Genomic DNA, 19529 nt, shown 5'->3' with positions numbered 1-19529 from the left:
GCGCGGCATGGCCACCGCGGCAGCGCACCTGTTCATCGTCGTTTCGGTCATTTCAGTTGATAGGCCGGATCCATCAGCAACGCCTCGAGATACGCGCTGCCGGTCGAGTCCGTATCGATGGCCGCGACCGGCGACACCGGCAGCACCGCGTGCTGCAGTTGAAGCTCGGTCGACAATCCGGCAATCGCCTGCGGCCGTGCACGATACTGCGCAAGCCAGCGTTCGAGGTCGAATCGCAGGCCGCCGCGCGCGGGCCGGGCCGGCGCGCCGCGCATGCCGGCAACCGACGCGGCGTCGGCAACCGGTATCGCGTGCGCATTATTCGGCGACGGTGCCGCCATTGCGGGCGCCGGCGCCCGCATGCCGGCGGTCTCGGTCGCGCGGAATAGTTGCTCGACGAACTGCTTGCGCGCAAGCAGCGTCGTGCTGTTGATCCACATCGCACCACCGGGCCAGCCCTTCACGTTCGGCGGATAGAACAGGTTCTGCCCGAGCGTGCGCACGGTGTTCGCGAGCATCTGAGGATCGCCGTATGCGACGTCGAACAACCGCACCGATCCGACGACGAACTCGGCCGGCGACTTCACGAGCACGCCGCGATTGCGTGGATCCCAGAATTCGTCGGTCGACCAGAGCGCGGCGAGCGCCGCGCGTATGTCGTAGCCGCTCGCGCGAAACCGTTCGGCGACGACATCGAGCGCGCCGGCGTCGGGCGTATCGGATACGAACTCGCGCCACAACTTGCCGGCGATGAAGCGTGCGGTGTCGGGCCGCTTCAACAGGATGTCGAGAAAGCCGTCGCCGTCGAACGCACCGGTCTCGCCGAGTATCGTCTTGTCGCCCGCGTCGTGCCATTCGGGCCGCACCACGAAGCGCAGCGTATCGGGATCGACGCTCCAGCCGGTCATCGCGCGCGCGGCCTCGGTGACGTCGTGCTGCGTGTAATGCCCTTCGCCGAGCGTAAACAGCTCCATCACCTCGCGCGCGAAGTTCTCGTTCGGACGGCCCTTGCGGTTGCTCGCGCCGTCGAGATACTGAAGCATCGCCGGATCCTTCGCGACCGCATGCAGGAGCGTGCCGAAGTTGCCGAGCGCCTCGCGGCGAAACAGCGCATTCTGTGCGGCCATCGTCTGCGGATACGGGACCTTGTCCTGCCCGGACGTGAAATGCCCGTGCCAGAACAGCGTCATGCGCTCGGTGAGCGGCGACGGCGTCACGACCATCTCGTTGACCCACGCCGCACGCAACGCATCGTAGCGGCGATTGCGCTCGCCCTGCTCGTCGCGCCGCATGTCGGGCGTCAGCGCCTGTCGCTGCGCGCGGGTCGGCGGTAACTCGGCGAGCCAGTCGGGCCAGGGCGTCACAGGGTCGCGACGCACGTTGCCGAGCGTGTCGGCCACGACTTGCGCGCGCGTCATCCCGACGATGCGGGCGACCTCGGCCGGTGTGGGAGAAAAACCGGTGCGGCTCAGAAAGAACAGCGCATCGTCGGCGTCGAGCGGCGCCTGCATCGCGGGCGATGCCGGGGCGGCAGCGTTCGCTTTCATCGTCGTGGACTCCCGGAACGCACCGGCGGTGCGGATGCCGGTACAACGGCAGCAGGCATCCGAAAGTTGACGGAAAAATTGCTACGGAATCTTTCCGCGCCGCGCGTGGGCGCGTGCGGATCAGCGCTTGTACAGCTCGCGAACGGCGTCCTCGATGTGCTGGCGCAACAGGTGGCGCTCCTCGGGCGTCATGTGCCCGTCGCGGCGGCGCTGTTCGAGATCGGGAGGCACGGCGGAACGGACCGCCATGTCGGCGGCGCGGTCGGGCTGCGGCGCTTTGCCGCGCGGCAGCTTGCGCGACGAGGCGCCCTGCTCGGGGCGCTGCGCATACGCGAAGTTCGACGCATATGGACCGGCAAGTGCGATCGTCAGCATCAGTGCAATCCGGGCAGATCGCATGACCGTCCTCGCTTCTTTGGTCGATTTGTTCCCTTCGTCACGCGGCAACCGGTTACCTCTGGTACTTGAAAAACCCTGCGGAATTCGGGCGTACAAAGATGAAAGATGGAGTGCAGGGGAGTATCTACCGAATTTCGGCTTCGAGTAAAGGAATCTCTATAGCCTGCCTTTACTCCGCGCGACACTACGGGTAAATTTTGTAACGGACTGTAACGCGCGAAAATACGCGACCGTGCGTAATTTCCCATTCGCGATAAGATGCCGCTCATGGAAACGAAAAACCCCTCCAAGATTCTCGTCGTCGACGACGACCCGCGCCTGCGCGATCTGCTGCGCCGCTATCTCGGCGAGCAGGGTTTCAACGTGTACGTCGCGGAAAACGCGACCGCGATGAACAAGCTCTGGGTGCGCGAGCGCTTCGACCTGCTCGTGCTCGACCTGATGCTGCCGGGCGAGGACGGCCTGTCGATCTGCCGCCGCCTGCGCGGCAGCAACGACCGCACGCCGATCATCATGCTCACCGCGAAGGGCGAGGACGTCGATCGCATCGTCGGCCTCGAGATGGGCGCCGACGACTACCTGCCGAAGCCGTTCAATCCGCGCGAACTCGTCGCGCGCATTCACGCGGTGCTGCGCCGCCAGGCGCCGGCCGAGCTGCCGGGCGCGCCGTCGGAAACCACCGAGGTGTTCGAGTTCGGCGAGTTCTCGCTGAACCTCGCGACGCGCACGCTGACGAAGTCCGGCCAGGAAATTCCGCTGACGACCGGCGAATTCTCGGTGCTGAAGGTGTTCGCGCGTCATCCGCGCCAGCCGCTGTCGCGCGAAAAGCTGATGGAGCTCGCGCGCGGCCGTGAATACGAAGTGTTCGACCGCAGCCTCGACGTGCAGATCTCGCGCCTGCGCAAGCTGATCGAGCCGGATCCGGGCAGCCCGCGCTTCATCCAGACCGTCTGGGGCCTCGGCTACGTGTTCATTCCGGACGGCGCCGCCTGATCTTTCTCCTTTCCGGTTTCGCCCGTCCTCGGCCCGTCCCATGCGTATCGACCGGCGCCTCCTGCAGCTCGCGTTCGGCGGGCTGTTCTGGCGCACCTTCCTGCTGATCGCGCTGCTGATCTCGGTCAGTCTCGCCGCGTGGTTCCAGAGCTTTCGCGTGATCGAGCGCGAGCCGCGTGCGCAGCGCGTCGCGCTCCAGCTCGTCGCGATCGTGAAGCTCACGCGCACCGCCCTGCTCTATTCCGATCCCGATTTGCGGCGCGCGCTGCTGCAGGATCTCGAGAGCAACGAGGGCGTGCGCGTGTACCCGCGCGAAAAAACCGACAAGTTCAAGCTGCAGCCCGACGAATCGCTGAACCGCCTGATCGAACACGACATCCGCAGCCGTCTCGGCGACGACACCGTGATCGCGCAGTCGGTCAACGACATCCCGGGCGTGTGGATCAGTTTCAAGATCGACGACGACGACTACTGGGTCGCGCTCGACCGCGACCAGCTCGACAGCGTCACCGGCCTGCAGTGGGCCGGCTGGGGCCTGTTCGCGCTCGCGCTGTCGCTGTTCGGCTCGGCGTTCATCACGAGTCTCGTGAACCGGCCGTTCTCGCGGCTGGCGCTCGCCGCGCGGCAGATCGGCTCGGGCCAGACACCCGAGCTGCTGCCCGAGCGCGGGATGGGCGTCGCGGCCGAGACCAACCGCAGCTTCAACCAGATGGTGCGCGATCTCGAACAGCTCGAGGCCGACCGCGCGCTGATGCTCGCGGGCATCTCGCACGACCTGCGCACGCCGCTCGCGCGGCTGCGCCTCGAAACCGAGATGAGCCCGTCCGACCAGGCGACCAAGGACGCGATGGTCGACGACATCGAGCAGATGGACCGCATCATCGCGGCCTTCATCGATTACGCGCGCCCGTCGCAACGCAAGCCCGAGCCCGTCGACCTGTCGTCGATCGCGCAGGAAGTCGCCGCGCGCGTGGCGGGCGAGGACGGCGTCGAGATCCGCACGCGGCTCGCGGCGACCGCCGTGATCGAAGCCGACGAGACCGACATGCGCCGCGTGATCGGCAACCTCGTCGAGAACGCGCGCAAATACGGCCAGAGCCGCGACGACGGCGTGTCGCGCATCACGCTCGAAACGCGCGTGACGCACGCGCGCGTCGAGCTGTCGGTGAGCGACGAGGGCCCCGGCATCCCCGAGGACCAATTGCCGCTCGTGATGCGGCCGTTCTACCGTGTCGACACGGCGCGCACCAAGGCGGACGGCACGGGGCTCGGCATGGCGATCGTGCTGCGCCTGGTCGGCCGCTATCGCGGCGCGCTGCGCCTGCGCAACCGCAGCCCCGAAGCGGGCCTCGAAGTCACCCTCGAATTTCCCGGCGCCGGCAAGGCGCGTGCGACGGCGTGACGCGTTCGCGCACGCTTCTTGCGCGTCACACTATCGGCGCGGTTGAAAAAAACTATGGGATTCGTTAGTCAAAATCTATTGAAGCGTTTTATTAATAGTGTTATAGTCCTCCCCATGCTGTCACACCAACGTTGCAGCACCGAGGTAGCTTGACTCAGTCTTCTTCCCAACTCATACAGGAGTATCCGCATGAAAACCGTGGGCGATAAACTCGAAGCATTCACCGTCGTAGCCGCGAAGCCGGGCTTCAACAATCACGAGGAAAACGGCCAGTCGGCGTTCGAGACCGTCACCGAAGCGTCGTTCCCGGGCAAGTGGAAGATCATCTACTTCTATCCGAAGGATTTCACGTTCGTGTGCCCGACGGAAATCGTCGAGTTCGCGAAGCTGACGAAGCAGTTCGAAGAGCGCGACGCCGTCCTGCTCGGCGGCAGCTCGGACAACGAATTCGTGAAGCTCGCATGGCGCCGTGAGCACAAGGACCTGAACAAGCTGAACCACTACTCGTTCGGCGACGTCAAGGGCGAGCTGATCGACCAACTCGGCGTGCGCGACAAGGAAGCCGGCGTGGCCCTGCGCGCGACGTTCATCGTCGATCCGGACAACACGATCCAGCACGTTTCGGTGAACAACCTGAACGTCGGCCGTAGCCCGGAAGAAGTCCTGCGCATTCTGGACGGCCTGCAAACGGACGAACTGTGCCCGTGCAACCGTGCAGTCGGCGGCGCAACGCTGTAAGCGCATCGATGCACGAAGCCCGCGGCGCACGTCCTGCCTGCGGGCTTTTTTAACGGCCAACCCATAGGAGATATCAATGGAATTCATCGACTCGATTAAGGCGCGTATCCCCGACTACGCGAAGGACATTCGCCTGAACCTCGACGGCACGATCTCGCGCTCGTCGCTCGAAGGCACCGATGCAGTCGGCGTCGCGCTGGCGGCGGCGGTCGCGGCGAAGAGCACCGTGCTCGTGAAGACGATCCGCGAAGCCGGCGTGCTGTCGCCCGAAGAGACGAACGCCGTGCTGACGGCGGCCGCGCTGATGGGGATGAACAACACCTGGTATCCGTATGTCGAGATGGCCGACGACGCCGACCTGAAGACGCAGCGCGCCGAGCTGCGGATGGGCGCGTATGCGTCGCACGGCGGCGTCGACAAGCGCAGGTTCGAGATGTACGCGCTCGCCGCATCGATCGTCGGCAAGTGCCACTTCTGCGTGAAGTCGCACTATGCGCTGCTGAAGAACGAGCAAGGCATGACGACGACGCAGCTGCGCGACGTCGGCCGTATCGCGTCGGTGATCAACGCCGCCGCACAGGTGATCGCCGCCGAAGGCGAATAAGCCGTCGCGCAAGCGGCAGCGCGGTGCACTGCGGCGGCCATGCGCGCGGCACCGCACCGCAAAACGAAAATGCCACGCAAGCGCGTGGCATTTTTCATTCCGGCGGCGCGACCGGCGCGCCGCGTCGGATCGGCTTCAGACGCTCACGCGCCCTGCTTCACCAGCAACGCGGCGGCCTGCGCCTCGATGCCCTCGCCACGGCCGAGATAGCCGAGCTTCTCGTTGGTCTTCGCCTTCACGTTCACGCGCTCGAGCGGCAGCCCGAGATCGGCCGCGATGTTCGCTCGCATCCCGTCGATGTGCGGCGCGAGCTTCGGCGCCTGCGCGATCACCGTGCTGTCGACGTTCTGGATCGCGAAACCGGCCGCCTTCACGCGGGCGACGCACTCGCGCAGCAGCACGCGGCTGTCCGCGCCCTTGAACGCCGCGTCGGTGTCGGAGAAATGGCGGCCGATGTCGCCCAGCGCCGCCGCGCCGAACAGCGCGTCGGTGATCGCGTGCAGCAGCACGTCCGCGTCCGAATGACCGAGCAGGCCGCGCTCGTAAGGAATCGTCACGCCGCCGATGATGAGGGGGCGCCCCGCGACGAGCTGGTGCACGTCGTAGCCTTGTCCGATTCTGAAATCCATGCGTAGTCCGGTTGAGATGAGGTGAAAGTCAGGAAGCGTTCGTGGAGCGCGCGAGGATCGCTTCCGCAAGCGCGAAATCTTCCGGGTATGTGACCTTGAAGTTGCGCAGGCTGCCCTGCACGACGCGCGGCGTGTGCCCGGCCCATTCGATCGCGCTGGCCTCGTCGGTCAGGTCGTGCCCTTCGCGCTGCGCGCGCAGGATCGCGTCGCGCAGCATGCCGATGCGGAACATCTGCGGCGTCTGCGCCTGCCACAGCGCGTCGCGCGATTCGGTGCGCGCGATCGCGTCGCCGCCGGCCGGCACGCGCTTGAGCGTATCGGCCACCGGCAGTGCGACGATGCCGCCGACCGGGTCGTCCTTCAGCGTCGCGACCAGCGTGCGGATCAGCTCCGGCGTGATGCCCGGGCGCGCGGCGTCGTGCACCAGCACCCAGTCCTGGTCGGTTGCGCCGAATTCGGCCAGCTCGAGCAGCCCGTTGAGCACCGACGCCTGCCGCGAGCCGCCGCCGCAGCGGCGCACCGCGAAACGCAGGCCCGCGAAGCGGCGCGCGTCGAAGTGCGTGTCGTCGGGTGCGAGGACGACGAGCGTCTGCGCGAATTCGCTGCACGCGTCGAACGCGGCGAGCGTGTAATGCAGGAGCGCGCGGCCGGCCAGCGTGCGGTATTGCTTCGGCACGGCAGAGCCGGAACGGCTGCCTGTGCCGGCGCAAGGAATCAGGGCGAAAAGTCGGGGAGTCACGAAGGGGAAACGCCGGAAAGATGAAATCGAGAAGCGGATTTTATAATAGGTCTTTCGTCTCGACCGGCGCACCGCGATGCGCCCGTGCCCGCCACCCCTGCCGTCCCTATGCCAGACAACGCTTCCACCCCGTTCGCCTCGCCCGTCGCCCGCGTCAAACCGGGCCAGCGGTTCGCCTTCGACGGCGCGCACGGCTCCGCCGACGCACTCGCCATCGCCCGCTATCTCGCCGACAACCGCGACGCGGTCCCGCTCCTCGCGGTGATCTGCGCGAACGCGGTCGACGCGCAGCGGCTGTCGCAGGAACTCCGCTATTTCTCGCCCGACGCGCGCGTGCGCCTGCTGCCGGACTGGGAAACGCTGCCGTACGACACGTTCTCGCCGCACCAGGATCTCGTCTCCGAGCGCCTCGCGACGCTGCACGACCTCGGCGAGGGCCGCTGCGACATCCTGCTGGTGCCCGCGACCACGGCGCTGTACCGGATGCCGCCCGCATCGTTCATGGCCGCATATACGTTCGCGTTCGCGCAGGGCGAGCGGCTCGACGAGGCAAAACTGAAGGCGCAGCTCACGCTGGCCGGCTACGAGCACGTGAGCCAGGTCGTGCGCCCCGGCGAATACTGCGTGCGCGGCTCGCTGCTCGACCTGTACCCGATGGGCTCGCCGCTGCCCTACCGGATCGACCTGTTCGACGACCAGGTCGACTCGATCCGTGCGTTCGATCCCGATACGCAACGCAGCCTCTATCCGGTGCGCGACGTGCGCCTCCTGCCCGGCCGCGAGTTTCCGTTCGACGAAGCCGCGCGCACGGCCTTCCGCAGCCGCTGGCGCGAAACCTTCGAAGGCGACCCGAGCCGCGCGCCGATCTACAAGGACATCGGCAACGGCGTGCCGTCGGCCGGGATCGAGTATTACCTGCCCCTCTTCTTCGACGAGACGGCCACGCTGTTCCACTACCTGCCGCAGGATGCGCACCTCGTGTTCACCGGCGACCTCGAAGCGTCGATCCGACGCTTCACGGCCGATACGAAGCAGCGTCATGCGTTCCTCGCGCACGATCGCGAGCGGCCGATCCTCGAGCCGCAGCGCCTGTTCCTGTCCGACGAGGATTTCTTCGCGTTCGCGAAGCCGTTCGCGCGCGTCGTGCTGCCCGCGCAGCCGGCGGGCGGCTGGGCGACGGGCCTGCCCGAGCTCACCGTCGACCGCCATGCCGACGATCCGCTCGCCGCGCTGCGCACGTTCGTCGAATCGTCGGGCAAGCGCGTGCTGCTGACGGTCGAGTCGGCCGGCCGCCGCGAAACGATCCTGCAACTGCTCGCCGAGCATCACCTGCGCCCCGCGTCGAACGACCACTTCGCGGGCTGGCTCGAAAGCGACGCGCCCTTCGCGCTCGGCGTCGCGCCGCTCGCGAGCGGCTTCGCGGTGCCGGGCGAAGGCTACGCGATCGTCACCGAAACCGAGCTGTACGGTGCGCTCGGCCGCCGCGCCGGGCGCCGCCGCCAGGAACAGGCGAGCAACGTCGATGCGATGGTGCGCGACCTGTCGGAGCTGAAGGTCGGCGATCCGGTCGTGCATGCGCAGCACGGCATCGGCCGCTACATGGGCCTCGTGTCGATGGATCTCGGCGAAGGCGAGACCGAATTCCTGCATCTCGAATACGCGGGCGAGAGCAAGCTCTACGTGCCGGTCGCGCAACTGCACGTGATATCGCGATACAGCGGCGCCGATCCCGACAGCGCGCCGCTGCACGCGCTCGGCTCGGGCCAGTGGGAGCGCGCGAAGCGCAAGGCCGCGCAGCAGATCCGCGACACGGCCGCCGAGCTGCTGAACCTGTATGCGCGGCGCGCGGCCCGCGAAGGCCATGCGTTCGCGCTCGAGCCGCGCGACTACGTGAAGTTCGCGGAAAGCTTCGGCTTCGAGGAAACGCCCGACCAGGCCGCGGCGATCGCGGCCGTGATCGGCGACATGACGAGCGGCAAGCCGATGGACCGCCTCGTGTGCGGCGACGTCGGCTTCGGCAAGACCGAGGTCGCGCTGCGCGCCGCGTTCATCGCGGTGATGGGCGGCAAGCAGGTCGCGCTGCTGTCGCCGACCACGCTGCTCGCCGAGCAGCACACGCAGACCTTCGCCGACCGTTTCGCGGACTGGCCGGTGCGCATCGTCGAGCTGTCGCGTTTCAAGACCGCGAAGGAAGTGAACGCGGCAATCGCGCAGATCAACGAAGGCAGCGTCGACATCGTGATCGGCACGCACAAGCTGCTGTCGTCGGACGTGCAGTTCAAGCGCCTCGGCCTCGTCATCATCGACGAGGAACACCGCTTCGGCGTGCGCCAGAAGGAAGCGCTGAAGGCGCTGCGCGCAGAGGTCGACGTGCTGACGCTGACTGCGACGCCGATCCCGCGCACGCTCGGCATGGCGCTCGAGGGGCTGCGCGATTTCTCGGTGATCGCGACCGCGCCGCAAAAGCGGCTCGCGATCAAGACCTTCGTGCGACGCGAGGAAGAAAGCGTGATCCGCGAAGCGATGCTGCGCGAACTGAAGCGCGGCGGCCAGGTGTACTTCCTGCACAACGAGGTCGAGACGATCGAGAACCGCAAGGCGATGCTCGAGGAACTCGTGCCCGAAGCGCGCATCGTGATCGCGCACGGCCAGATGCACGAGCGCGAACTCGAACGCGTGATGCGCGATTTCGTCGCGCAGCGCGCGAACGTGCTGCTGTGCACGACCATCATCGAGACCGGCATCGACGTGCCGAGCGCGAACACGATCATCATGCATCGCTCGGACAAGTTCGGCCTCGCGCAGCTGCACCAGTTGCGCGGCCGGGTCGGCCGTTCGCACCACCAGGCGTATGCGTACCTGCTGGTCCACGACCCGCAGTCGCTGACCAAGCAGGCGCAGCGCCGGCTCGAGGCGATCCAGCAGATGGAGGAACTCGGTTCGGGCTTCTATCTCGCGATGCACGATCTCGAGATCCGCGGCACCGGCGAGGTGCTCGGCGACAAGCAGTCGGGCGAGATCCACGAGATCGGCTTCCAGCTTTACACCGACATGCTGAATGACGCGGTGAAGGCGCTGAAGAACGGCAAGGAGCCCGACCTCACCGCCCCGCTCGCCGCGACGACGGAAATCAACCTGCATGCGCCCGCGATCCTGCCGGCCGATTACTGCGCGGACGTGCAGGAGCGGCTGTCGCTGTACAAGCGTCTCGCGAACTGCGAGCACGGCGACGCGATCGATGGTATCCAGGAAGAGCTGATCGACCGCTTCGGCAAGCTGCCGCCGCAGGCGCACGCGCTCGTCGAGACGCACCGGCTGCGGCTGGCCGCGAAGCCGCTCGGCATCGTCAAGATCGACGCGAGCGAGGCGGCGATCGGGCTGCAGTTCGAGCCGAACCCGCCGATCGATCCGATGCGGATCATCGAGATGGTGCAGAAACATCGGCACATCAAGCTCGCGGGCCAGGACAAGCTGCGCATCGAGACGCGCTCGCCCGACCTCGCGATTCGCGTGTCGACGATCAAGGAGACGCTGCGCGCGCTCGCGCCGCGCGCCGACTCGGCGAGCGCGGCACGCTGACCGCACGACCGCGATGCTGCACCGCATCGCGGCCCCCGACGGCGGGCGCGCGCGTTTTTGAGTATGATTTTCCCATTCATCAGACGGAGTTTTGCCATGTCCACACTCGACGCGCCCGCGCCGTCCGCCGCCCCGCAAGGCGACGCTTCGCTCGTCAGCCTGCCCTGGATCGAGCGGCTGGTGTCGATGGACACGACGAGCCGCGTGCCGAACCTCGGGCTGATCGAAACGGTGCGCGACGCACTGGCCGCGAAAGGCATCGTGTCGACGCTCACGCACGATCCGCGCGAAGGCTGGGCCAACCTGTTCGCGACCGTGCCCGCGCACGACGGCTCGACCGACGGCGGCATCGTGCTGTCGGGGCACACCGACGTCGTGCCGGTCGACGGCCAGCAGTGGGACAGCAACCCGTTCGCGCCGGAGCTGCGCGACGGTCGCCTGTATGGCCGCGGCACGTGCGACATGAAGGGCTTCATCGGCGCGGCGCTCGCGCTGCTGCCGGAGATGCAGGCGACGAAGCTCGCGAAGCCGATCCATTTCGCGCTGTCCTATGACGAGGAAATCGGCTGCGCGGGCGCACCGCTTCTGATCGCCGATCTCGTCAAGCGCGGCGTGAAGCCGTCCGGCTGCATCGTCGGCGAGCCGACCAGCATGCGGCCGATCATCGCGCACAAGGGCATCAACGCGTACCGCTGCTGCGTGCGCGGCCACGCGGCGCACTCGTCGCTGACGCCGAAGGGCCTGAACGCGATCGAATACGCGGCGCGCCTCATCTGCCACATCCGCGACATCGCCGAGCGCTTCCGCGCCGAAGGCCCGTTCGACGAGCTGTACGACGTACCGTTCACGACCGCGCAAACGAGCACGATCCAGGGCGGCAACGCGATCAACACGGTGCCGGCCGAATGCCGGTTCGACTTCGAGTTCCGCAACCTGCCGACGCTCGATCCCGAGCAGATCTTCACGCGCATCGAAGCGTATGCGCAGGAAACGCTGCTGCCGCAGATGCGTCGCGAGCATCCGAACGCGGCGATCGAGTTCTCGAAGATCGCCGCCGCACCCGGGCTCGATGCGACCGAACAGGCCGCGATCACGCAGCTCGTGCGCGCGCTGACGGCCGACCAGGACAAGCGCAAGGTCGCATACGGCACCGAGGCCGGCCTGTTCGAACGCGCGGGCATCCCGAGCATCGTGTGCGGGCCCGGCAACATCGAACAGGCGCACAAGCCGAACGAGTATGTCGAACTCACGCAGCTCGCCGCCTGCGAGCAGTTCCTGCGCAAGTTCATCCGCAGCATGTCGGTCGACGCACACTGACTGCCCCCCCGCCACGCCGGCCTGCGTGCGCGGGCCGGCCCACCCCGCCATCCGCCACGTCATGTCGACTGAACAACAGGGCACCGCCCATACGACGATCGACGGCGAGCCGATTCCGACGCTCGACGAAATCGCCGCGCAGCATTTCGCGTTGTCGCCGTGGGTCGCGCGCACGCCCGTGTTCGAGCGCGCCGACCTGCCGTCCCTCGAGGGCACGCACGTCAACTTCAAGTTCGAGCTGCTGCAGGTGAGCGGCAGCTTCAAGGTGCGTGGTGCGTTCACGCACCTGCTGGCCCTCGACGAAGCGCGCAAGAACGCCGGCGTCACGTGTGTGTCGGCCGGCAATCATGCGGCAGCCGTCGCGTACGCGGCGATGCGGCTCGGCAGCAGCGCGAAGGTCGTGATGTTCCACACCGCGAGCCCGGCGCGCATCGCGCAGTGCAAGCAGTACCGCGCGGAAGTCGTGCTCGCCGGCAGCGCGTCGCAGGCATTCGACCTCGTGCGGCGGATCGAGGCCGAGGAAGGCCGCTTCTTCATCCATCCGTTCAACGGCTATCACACGATTCTCGGCACCGCGACGCTCGGCTACGAATGGGCGACGCAGACGCCCGATCTCGACGCGGTGATCGTGCCGATCGGTGGCGGCGGGCTCGCGGCCGGCATGGCGACCGCGCTGCGGCTCGCGAATCCGCGCGTGCACGTGTATGGCGTCGAACCGGAAGGCGCCGACGCGATGAGCCGCAGCTTCGCGGCGAATCACACGATCAAGATGAGTGCGATGCAGACCATCGCCGACTCGCTGATGGCGCCGCACACCGAGGAATACAGCTACCAGCTGTGCCGGCGCCACGTCGACCGCATCGTCACGGTGTCCGACGACGCGCTGCGCGCGGCGATGCTGTTCCTGTTCTCGCATCTGAAGCTGGCGGTCGAACCGGCGTGCGCGGCCGCGCTCGCGGCGCTGCTCGGCCCGCTGCGCGAAACGCTGCAGGGCAAGCGGGTCGGCGTACTGCTGTCGGGCACGAACACCGACCCCGCGACGCTCGGCATGCATCTCGCGCACGCGAAACTGCAGCACTGACGCCGTGCACGGCACCCCGGGTTATCCCCAGTTTATGTTGACAGCCCTGTTGATAACCCGCCGGACATGCACGCAAGTGGTTGAGCGCGCAGCGTTTTACGCGCGCGAAGCACGCCGGACGCGAAATAGGCAGATGCCGCCCTCGAACGCTCGTCCCGCGACGTGGCGGCGTCGCGCGCACCACGCGATCGGCATCGCCGCCATCGCGCTGCTCGCCGGTTGCGCGGCGCCGCCCTCGCCCGTCGTCGACACGCCCACGGCCTGCGTGCAGCCGCCGGACGCGCACCGGATGCTGCAGGCCGACCTGCTGTTCGGGCGCGATATCGCCGGACGCGGCCCCGTCACCGATGCGGAACGCGCGGCGTTCCTCGCCGACGTCGTCACGCCGCGCTTTCCTGACGGCTTCACCTACTGGGACACCCGCGGCCAATGGCGCGACCGCGCCACCGGCCGGATCATCCGCGAAGCGAGTTTCGTGGTCCGCATCGTCGCCGACGATACGGCCAACACGCACGCGCGGCTTGCCGAGATCCGGCAAGCGTACCGCGAGCGCTTCCGGCAGGAGTCCGTCGGCATCACGCTCGTGCCGGCCTGCGCGTCGTTCTGATTCGTCTTCATCGGCCGGCGCACGGCGACACGCAAAAGAAAACGGGCGCCCGAAGGCGCCCGTCGCATGCGAGACATCCGCGTATCGCTTACTTGTTCTGGAACATGTCCATGATCTGCTGCTTCTCCTGCTGCGTGACGGGCGGCGGCGCGAGCCCCTCCGAGCCGGCCGAGCCGAGCGCGTCGTTCGCGCTGATCGCGTTCGCGGCCGGATTGATGTCCACGCTCGCGACGAAACCGTTGCCCGGCGTGCGATCAGCGTAGTAAAGCTCGCCGTCGATCGAGGTCAGTCCGTCCGGCATCGGCATCTGCTGCTCGGGCACGCCGTTCAGCGCGGTGCGCATGTAGTTCACCCAGATCGGCAGCGCGAGCTGCGCGCCGAATTCGCGGCTGCCGAGGCTCTTCGGCTGGTCGAAGCCCATCCACGCGACGGCGACGAGCGACTGCTGGTAGCCGGCGAACCAGCCGTCCTTCGCATCGTTCGTCGTACCCGTCTTGCCCTGCAGGTCGCTTCGGCCGAGCGCGTTGGTGCCCGCGCCCGTGCCGGCCGTCGCGACCGTGTGCAGCAGGCTGTTCATCACGTATGCGTTGCGGCCTTCGATCGTGCGCGGCGCGGTGCCGCCGGCGATCACCGGCTGCGACTTCTGCAGCGGCTGGCCGCGCGCGTCGTCGACTTCGGCGATCAGGTACGGATCGACCTTGTAGCCGCCGTTCGCGAACACCGCGTAGCCGGTCGCGAGCTGCAGCGGCGTCACGAGGCCGGCACCCAGCGCCATCGGCAGGTACGGCGGCGTCTTCGCCGGATCGAAGCCGAAGCGCTGCGTCACGTACTCCTGCGCGTACTGCGTGCCGATCGACGCGAGGATCCGGATCGAGACCAGGTTCTTCGAACGCTGCAGGCCCGTGCGCATCGACATCGGGCCGTCGGGCTGATCGTCGTCCTTCGGCTCCCACGCGGTGCCGCCCGGCACGCTCGGCGGGAAGTACAACGGCGCATCGTTGATGATCGTCGCCGGTCCGAGGCCCTTGTCGAGCGATGCCGAATAGATGAACGGCTTGAACGACGAACCCGGCTGGCGCCACGCCTGCGTCACGTGGTTGAACTTGCTCTTGTTGAAGTCGAAGCCGCCGACGAGCGAGCGGATCGCACCGTCCTGCGGCGCGATCGCAACGAGCGCGCCTTCGACCTGCGGCAGCTGCACGACCTGCCAGCCCGCCTTGCCGTCCTTCAGCACGCGCACGATCGAGCCCGGCTTGATCCGCAACGTCGCGTTCGCGCGCGGGCTCAGCGCGGCCGACACGAAGCGCAGCCCGGCCGGGCCGATCGTCGTCGTCGCGCCGCCGACGAACTGCACCTCGACCGCGTTCGGCGACGCGGCCAGCACCACCGCCGACTGCAGGTCGCCGTTGTCCGGGTGATCGGCGAGCGCATCGTCGATCGCCTCATCTCGATCGTCGCCGGCCGCCGGCAGGTTGATCGAGCCTTCCGGCCCGCGATAGCCGTGGCGGCGCTCGTAGTCGAGAATGCCGCGACGCACGGCCTGGTACGCCGCTTCCTGATCGGCCGAGTTGATCGTCGTCGTGACGGTCAGCCCGCGCGTATAGGTTTCGTCCTTGTATTGCTGGTACATCATCTGCCGCACCATCTCGGCGACGTATTCGCCGTGCACCGCGTACTGGTTGCCTGGCGTGCGCACGTGAATCTCTTCCTTCACCGCCTGGTCGTACTGCGGCTGCGTGATGTAGCCGATCTCGAGCATGCGCTTCAGGATGTACTCCTGACGCACCTTCGCGCGCTTCGGATTGACGACCGGGTTATACGCGGACGGCGCCTTCGGCAGCCCTGCGAGCATCGCCGCTTCCGCGAGCGTGATGTCCTTCAGGTCCTTGCCGAAATACACGCGCGCGGCGGCCGCGAAACCGTACGAGCGCTGGCCCAGGTAGATCTGGTTCATGTACAGCTCGAGGATCTGGTCCTTCGTCAGGGCCTTTTCGATCTTGTACGCGAGCAGCATCTCGTAGATCTTGCGCGTATACGTCTTCTCGCTCGACAGGAAGAAGTTGCGCGCGACCTGCATCGTGATCGTGCTCGCGCCCTGGCGCGCGCCGCCGTGCATCAGGTCGGCGACGCCCGCGCGCAGGATGCCGAGGAAGTCCACGCCGCCGTGCTCGTAGAAGCGGTAGTCCTCGATCGCGAGCACCGCCTTCTTCATCACGTCGGGAATTTCCTGGAAGCGCACGAGGCTGCGGCGCTCCTCGCCGAACTCGCCGATCAGCACGTGATCGGCAGTAAACACGCGCAGCGGCACCTTCGGCTGGTAGTTGGTCAGCGCGTCGAGCGACGGCAGTTGCGGCGCCATCACGACGAGTGCGTAGCCGACGATCAGCGCACCGACGATCGCGAGCGTCGCGAACAGGCCGACGAACCACAGTGCGACGCGCGAGCCGAACGAACGGCGATCGCCGCCCCCGCCGCCGCGACGCTGCGCGCGCCGGTCGTCGCCGCGGTCGTCGTCATCGGGGTAATAGGCTCCCGACGGCGAACGGCGCAACGTGTAGTGAGGTTTGTTCCGATCGGAAGGAGAAGACGGTCGTTTGATAATTGGCATGTCGGAATGGCGGGCGGCGTGGCGCCCTCGGACGCATGCGGAAATGCAAGCGGATGAATCAGAGTGGGTGCATCGTGGCAACTGTCACGTCGACAGACCCCGCCGCGCGGCGATCCGTTCCCGCGACGTGACAGCGCATTTTAATGAAATCGACCGATCGGCTTGGCGATTTTTTGTAAAAATTCCCGCACAAGCGTGAATTGCGGAACGTATTGGCGCCATGCTCCGCCTATCATGGACTCGCAGCCCGGTGCGTGCCGCGCCGTTTCTTTCAGCTGCGAAAGGTGGAAATCCGCGCACGCCTCGCGCTTGAACTCCGGCACTTAAGCCGTATTTAAGGGGCCGGCGGTGTAATATCCGCCAGCTCACGCGGGTCGGAACCGATTCGCGACGGGCATTGCCGCTGACGCGGCACCTTTCAACCACGGAGGATTTCATGTCGCTTTTCGACTCTGTTTCGCGCACGATCAAAGGCCTGCTGAACGATGCGGCCGACTCGGTACAGGATCCGTCGCGCGACGCACGGCAGATCGTGCGGGAGCTCGACGACAGCATCGGCCGTGCCGAGAATTCGCTGATCGAGATCGAGGCACAAGTCGCGACCCAGCGCAGCAAGCGCGATGCGGCCGACGACAAGGTGAAGAAGTACGAAGACGGCGCGAAGCGCGCGCTGCAGGCCGGCGACGAAGCGCTCGCACGCGAGGCGCTCGCCGCGCAGTCGAACGCGGAAGCCGAGCGCGATGCGCTCGCGGCCGAACTGACGACGCTCGAGCCGTCGGTCGACAAGCTGAAGGGGCAGATCGCCGACATGCGTCAGCGCCGCAACGACCTGAACGCGCGCTCGAACATCCTGCAGGCCAAGCAGGAAATCGCGCAGGCGAAGGACGTCGCGGCCAGCGCGCTGGGCGGCATCGGCGGCAAGAACCTCTCCGAGGACTTCCAGAAGCTCGAGGACAAGGTCGCGCTGCAGAACGCGCGCTCGGACGCCCGCCTGAATTCGGCCGACACGTCGAGCGGCAAGGCGCTCGACGACAAGCTCGCCGCGCTGAACAAGGGCCCGTCGGTCGAGGACCGCCTCGCCGCGCTGAAGAAGCAACTCGACACGCCCGCGCAGTAACGGCAACCGCGCCGCGGCCCGCCGGGCCCGCGGCGCGCACCGATCGTCAGGAGACGGGCGCTCGCGCCCGGTTCGACCATGAAGAAATCTCTCGCCGCTCTCGGCCTTTCGCTGATGCTGCTGTCGTCCGCCGCGTTTGCGGTCCCGTCGCTGCAGCAGGTCGAGCAATCGATCGCGCAGCGCAACTGGCAGCAAGCCGACACGCAACTGTCGCAAGTCATCGACGCGCATCCGAACAATGCGCATGCGCGCTACCTGTACGCCCAGGTGCTGGACCGCGAAGGCCGCGCGTCCGACGCGCTCGCGCAACTGCAGCGGGCGAAGTCGCTCGATCCGCAACTGCGCTTCACCGACGCGTCGCGTTTCGCGCAGACCGAATCGCGCATTCGCGCCGACGCCGCGCGCACCGGCGGCAACGCACCGTCGGCCACCCAGGCCGGTTCGTTGCAATCGTCGCTCGCGCCCGCCGCGCCGGTCGCGAAACACGGTCCGTCGACCGGCATGTGGATCGGCCTCGGGCTGATCGTCGCGATCATCGCGTTGGTGCTGCGCTGGACGTTGCGGCGCGCGCGCTCCGCCGACAACAGTCGCGCCGACGACGAACGCCGCACGCAATTGAAGCGCGCGACCGACGTGCTGAACGACATCCGTCCGCTGAAACTCGACGCGAAGCTGTCGACGGCACCGGGCGCCGCCGCGCTCACCGGCGAACTCGAAGGCATCGAGACCGATGCACGCACGCTCGTCGAGACGCTGTCGAACGGCAAGAACCCGGTGCCGCCGTATCGCATCGACGAACTCGAACAGCGCCATGCGAGCGTGAAGGCGCGCGTCGAGGGCCGCCCCGATCCGAGCGCGCAGCCCGCGGCGCCCGCGAACGGCGGCGGCTCCGTGTATGCGCAGGAAGCCGATCGCATGACCGGCACGCAAGGCCAGCCATATCAGCAGCAACCGTACCCGCAGCAGCCGTATCCGCAACAGCAGCCGCCCGTCGTGGTCCAGCAAGGCGGTGGCTTCGGCGGCGGAATGGGCGGGCTGCTGACGGGCGTGCTGCTCGGCGAGGCGATGTCCGGCGGCCGCGAACGCGTGGTCGAACGCGACGTGATCGTCGACGACCAGCGCCGGCGCCAGGAGAACAACGATCCGGGCTTCGACTTCGGCCGCGGCGACAGCTCGAACTGGAGCGACGGCAACGGCGGTGGCGGCGTCGATCTCGGCAGCAACGACGACGGCTGGACCGACGACAACACCTGAGCCGTGCACACGCGGGCGTCGACGCATCGCGCCGCGCCCGCCCCGTCACACCGCGATTCCTTTCATTTCCGCTCGCGGCGGCCCCGTCCGTGATTTGTTAATCATTTCAAGATGGGCTACCGGCAATGGGGCACGTTCGCTATCATGCGGCCATCGGCGTGCCTCCGATCCCCCTCCGACCCGCCAGACGCTTCGCAGCCCTGCGCGTCGCGGCACGCCTCCCCTCGCCCAACCAGGAGAAAGCCGCTCATGAGCATAATCAAGGAATTCAAGGAGTTCGCCGTCAAAGGCAATGTGATGGATCTCGCCGTCGGCGTGATCATCGGTGGCGCATTCTCGAAGATCGTCGACTCGGTCGTGAAAGACCTCATCATGCCGGTCATCGGCGTGCTGACGGGCGGTCTGGATTTCTCGAACAAGTTCGTTCTGCTCGGCACCATCCCTCCGTCGTTCAAGGGTAATCCCGATTCGTTCAAGGACCTGCAGGCCGCGGGCGTCGCCGCATTCGGCTACGGCTCGTTCATCACCGTGGCGATCAATTTCGTGATCCTCGCGTTCATCATCTTCCTGATGGTGAAATTCATCAACAAGCTGCGCAAGCCTGAAGAAGCCGCGCCGGCCGCGACGCCGGAAGACACCGTGCTGCTGCGCGAGATCCGCGATTCGCTCAAGCAACGCTGAGCACCGCGCAACGCAGCATCCGCCGGGCCCGCCAAGTGCGGGCCTTTTTCATGGGCGCGCGCCGTGCGCGGCCTGTCTCACTTTTTTGTGACGCGCGAATGCACGCGCGGGAAAAGCAGGTCTATGATGGAGACTAAACGACAGTACGGGCGCCAAGACGCTGGCTGTGTCGATCATCGTGGCAAGCGGGTCGACGGGAGACATTGATCGTCGTACCGCACGAGTGCAGCATTT

Annotated in this window: 16 protein-coding genes; 11 read left to right on the top strand and 5 right to left on the bottom strand. The window is 67.1% G+C overall.

Going from position 1 to position 19529, the window contains the following annotated elements:
* Nucleotides 1-47 precede the first annotated feature (47 nt).
* Nucleotides 48-1547: a DUF1800 domain-containing protein gene (locus HWX22_RS08460; RefSeq protein WP_175915384.1), complete on the bottom strand. Its 1500-nt coding sequence runs from the start codon at nucleotides 1545-1547 to the stop codon at nucleotides 48-50.
* A gap of 120 nt (nucleotides 1548-1667) precedes the next feature.
* Nucleotides 1668-1946: a hypothetical protein gene (locus HWX22_RS08455; protein ID WP_059529638.1), complete on the bottom strand. Its 279-nt coding sequence runs from the start codon at nucleotides 1944-1946 to the stop codon at nucleotides 1668-1670.
* A 267-nt stretch (nucleotides 1947-2213) separates the two neighbouring features.
* Here HWX22_RS08455 and ompR point away from each other — a divergent pair, with 267 nt between their 5' ends.
* The 4 genes from ompR to HWX22_RS08435 all read left to right on the top strand — a co-directional run bounded on the left by ompR (nucleotide 2214) and on the right by HWX22_RS08435 (nucleotide 5683).
* Nucleotides 2214-2939, top strand: coding sequence for a two-component system response regulator OmpR (gene ompR / locus HWX22_RS08450; protein ID WP_004199523.1), 726 nt, complete (start codon nucleotides 2214-2216; stop codon nucleotides 2937-2939).
* Nucleotides 2940-2979: 40 nt separating this feature from the next.
* Nucleotides 2980-4341 (top strand): ATP-binding protein, encoded by a 1362-nt coding sequence (locus tag HWX22_RS08445; protein ID WP_059693488.1) that lies wholly within the window; start codon nucleotides 2980-2982, stop codon nucleotides 4339-4341.
* 189 nt (nucleotides 4342-4530) lie between these two features.
* Nucleotides 4531-5079 carry a peroxiredoxin gene (locus HWX22_RS08440; RefSeq protein ID WP_031399305.1) on the top strand — a complete coding sequence of 183 codons (549 nt, stop codon included), beginning with the start codon at nucleotides 4531-4533 and terminating at the stop codon, nucleotides 5077-5079.
* 76 nt (nucleotides 5080-5155) lie between these two features.
* Nucleotides 5156-5683, top strand: a complete 528-nt coding sequence (locus HWX22_RS08435; protein WP_044843722.1) for a carboxymuconolactone decarboxylase family protein — start codon at nucleotides 5156-5158, stop codon at nucleotides 5681-5683.
* Nucleotides 5684-5826: 143 nt separating this feature from the next.
* On the opposite strand, the gene ispF is transcribed toward HWX22_RS08435, so the two are convergent.
* Nucleotides 5827-6312 carry a 2-C-methyl-D-erythritol 2,4-cyclodiphosphate synthase gene (ispF, locus tag HWX22_RS08430; RefSeq protein ID WP_059817673.1) on the bottom strand — a complete coding sequence of 162 codons (486 nt, stop codon included), beginning with the start codon at nucleotides 6310-6312 and terminating at the stop codon, nucleotides 5827-5829.
* Between the two features lie 28 nt (nucleotides 6313-6340).
* Nucleotides 6341-7051, bottom strand: a complete 711-nt coding sequence (gene ispD, locus HWX22_RS08425) for a 2-C-methyl-D-erythritol 4-phosphate cytidylyltransferase (RefSeq protein ID WP_059693491.1) — start codon at nucleotides 7049-7051, stop codon at nucleotides 6341-6343.
* Between the two features lie 108 nt (nucleotides 7052-7159).
* On the opposite strand from ispD, the gene mfd reads away from it, so the two are divergent.
* The 4 genes from mfd (at nucleotide 7160) to HWX22_RS08405 (ending at nucleotide 13635) form a co-directional block, all read left to right on the top strand.
* Nucleotides 7160-10630, top strand: coding sequence for a transcription-repair coupling factor (mfd, locus tag HWX22_RS08420; protein WP_175915383.1), 3471 nt, complete (start codon nucleotides 7160-7162; stop codon nucleotides 10628-10630).
* Between the two features lie 96 nt (nucleotides 10631-10726).
* Nucleotides 10727-11947: an acetylornithine deacetylase gene (gene argE / locus HWX22_RS08415; RefSeq protein ID WP_175915382.1), complete on the top strand. Its 1221-nt coding sequence runs from the start codon at nucleotides 10727-10729 to the stop codon at nucleotides 11945-11947.
* Between the two features lie 61 nt (nucleotides 11948-12008).
* The gene (locus HWX22_RS08410) at nucleotides 12009-13028 is read left to right on the top strand and encodes a threonine/serine dehydratase (protein WP_059817680.1); all 1020 of its coding nucleotides are present in this window, start codon (nucleotides 12009-12011) and stop codon (nucleotides 13026-13028) included.
* A 133-nt stretch (nucleotides 13029-13161) separates the two neighbouring features.
* The gene (locus tag HWX22_RS08405) at nucleotides 13162-13635 is read left to right on the top strand and encodes a DUF3574 domain-containing protein (protein WP_244135201.1); all 474 of its coding nucleotides are present in this window, start codon (nucleotides 13162-13164) and stop codon (nucleotides 13633-13635) included.
* A gap of 88 nt (nucleotides 13636-13723) precedes the next feature.
* Here HWX22_RS08405 and HWX22_RS08400 read toward each other — a convergent pair whose 3' ends face one another.
* Entirely contained in the window at nucleotides 13724-16243 is a 2520-nt protein-coding gene (locus HWX22_RS08400; protein WP_175915381.1) for a penicillin-binding protein 1A, read from the bottom strand.
* A 436-nt stretch (nucleotides 16244-16679) separates the two neighbouring features.
* On the opposite strand from HWX22_RS08400, the gene HWX22_RS08395 reads away from it, so the two are divergent.
* The 3 genes from HWX22_RS08395 to mscL all read left to right on the top strand — a co-directional run bounded on the left by HWX22_RS08395 (nucleotide 16680) and on the right by mscL (nucleotide 19295).
* Entirely contained in the window at nucleotides 16680-17360 is a 681-nt protein-coding gene (locus tag HWX22_RS08395; protein WP_044843730.1) for a PspA/IM30 family protein, read from the top strand.
* A 78-nt stretch (nucleotides 17361-17438) separates the two neighbouring features.
* Complete coding sequence (locus HWX22_RS08390) at nucleotides 17439-18614, top strand: tetratricopeptide repeat protein (RefSeq protein ID WP_059817686.1); 1176 nt, start codon at nucleotides 17439-17441, stop codon at nucleotides 18612-18614.
* Between the two features lie 249 nt (nucleotides 18615-18863).
* The gene (gene mscL / locus HWX22_RS08385; protein ID WP_034207569.1) at nucleotides 18864-19295 is read left to right on the top strand and encodes a large conductance mechanosensitive channel protein MscL; all 432 of its coding nucleotides are present in this window, start codon (nucleotides 18864-18866) and stop codon (nucleotides 19293-19295) included.
* Nucleotides 19296-19529: the final 234 nt, after the last annotated feature.

The organism is Burkholderia sp. BCC1638 (assembly GCF_902833195.1).
GTDB classification, from domain to species: Bacteria; Pseudomonadota; Gammaproteobacteria; order Burkholderiales; family Burkholderiaceae; genus Burkholderia; species Burkholderia diffusa.
Note: the sequence above shows the minus strand (reverse complement) of the source record. Positions and strands in the feature narration are given on the sequence as shown.

Excerpts from the sequence above, each read along its gene's own strand:
- mfd (WP_175915383.1), top strand. The coding sequence starts at position 7,160 with ATGCCAGACAACGCTTCCACCCCGTTCGCCTCGCCCGTCGCCCGCGTC.
- HWX22_RS08445 (WP_059693488.1), top strand. The coding sequence starts at position 2,980 with ATGCGTATCGACCGGCGCCTCCTGCAGCTCGCGTTCGGCGGGCTGTTC.
- HWX22_RS08390 (WP_059817686.1), top strand. The coding sequence starts at position 17,439 with ATGAAGAAATCTCTCGCCGCTCTCGGCCTTTCGCTGATGCTGCTGTCG.
- HWX22_RS08435 (WP_044843722.1), top strand. The coding sequence starts at position 5,156 with ATGGAATTCATCGACTCGATTAAGGCGCGTATCCCCGACTACGCGAAG.
- HWX22_RS08405 (WP_244135201.1), top strand. The coding sequence starts at position 13,162 with ATGCCGCCCTCGAACGCTCGTCCCGCGACGTGGCGGCGTCGCGCGCAC.
- HWX22_RS08400 (WP_175915381.1), bottom strand. The coding sequence starts at position 16,243 with ATGCCAATTATCAAACGACCGTCTTCTCCTTCCGATCGGAACAAACCT.
- ispF (WP_059817673.1), bottom strand. The coding sequence starts at position 6,312 with ATGGATTTCAGAATCGGACAAGGCTACGACGTGCACCAGCTCGTCGCG.
- HWX22_RS08395 (WP_044843730.1), top strand. The coding sequence starts at position 16,680 with ATGTCGCTTTTCGACTCTGTTTCGCGCACGATCAAAGGCCTGCTGAAC.
- HWX22_RS08455 (WP_059529638.1), bottom strand. The coding sequence starts at position 1,946 with ATGCGATCTGCCCGGATTGCACTGATGCTGACGATCGCACTTGCCGGT.
- HWX22_RS08410 (WP_059817680.1), top strand. The coding sequence starts at position 12,009 with ATGTCGACTGAACAACAGGGCACCGCCCATACGACGATCGACGGCGAG.
- ompR (WP_004199523.1), top strand. The coding sequence starts at position 2,214 with ATGGAAACGAAAAACCCCTCCAAGATTCTCGTCGTCGACGACGACCCG.
- HWX22_RS08460 (WP_175915384.1), bottom strand. The coding sequence starts at position 1,547 with ATGAAAGCGAACGCTGCCGCCCCGGCATCGCCCGCGATGCAGGCGCCG.
- mscL (WP_034207569.1), top strand. The coding sequence starts at position 18,864 with ATGAGCATAATCAAGGAATTCAAGGAGTTCGCCGTCAAAGGCAATGTG.
- argE (WP_175915382.1), top strand. The coding sequence starts at position 10,727 with ATGTCCACACTCGACGCGCCCGCGCCGTCCGCCGCCCCGCAAGGCGAC.
- HWX22_RS08440 (WP_031399305.1), top strand. The coding sequence starts at position 4,531 with ATGAAAACCGTGGGCGATAAACTCGAAGCATTCACCGTCGTAGCCGCG.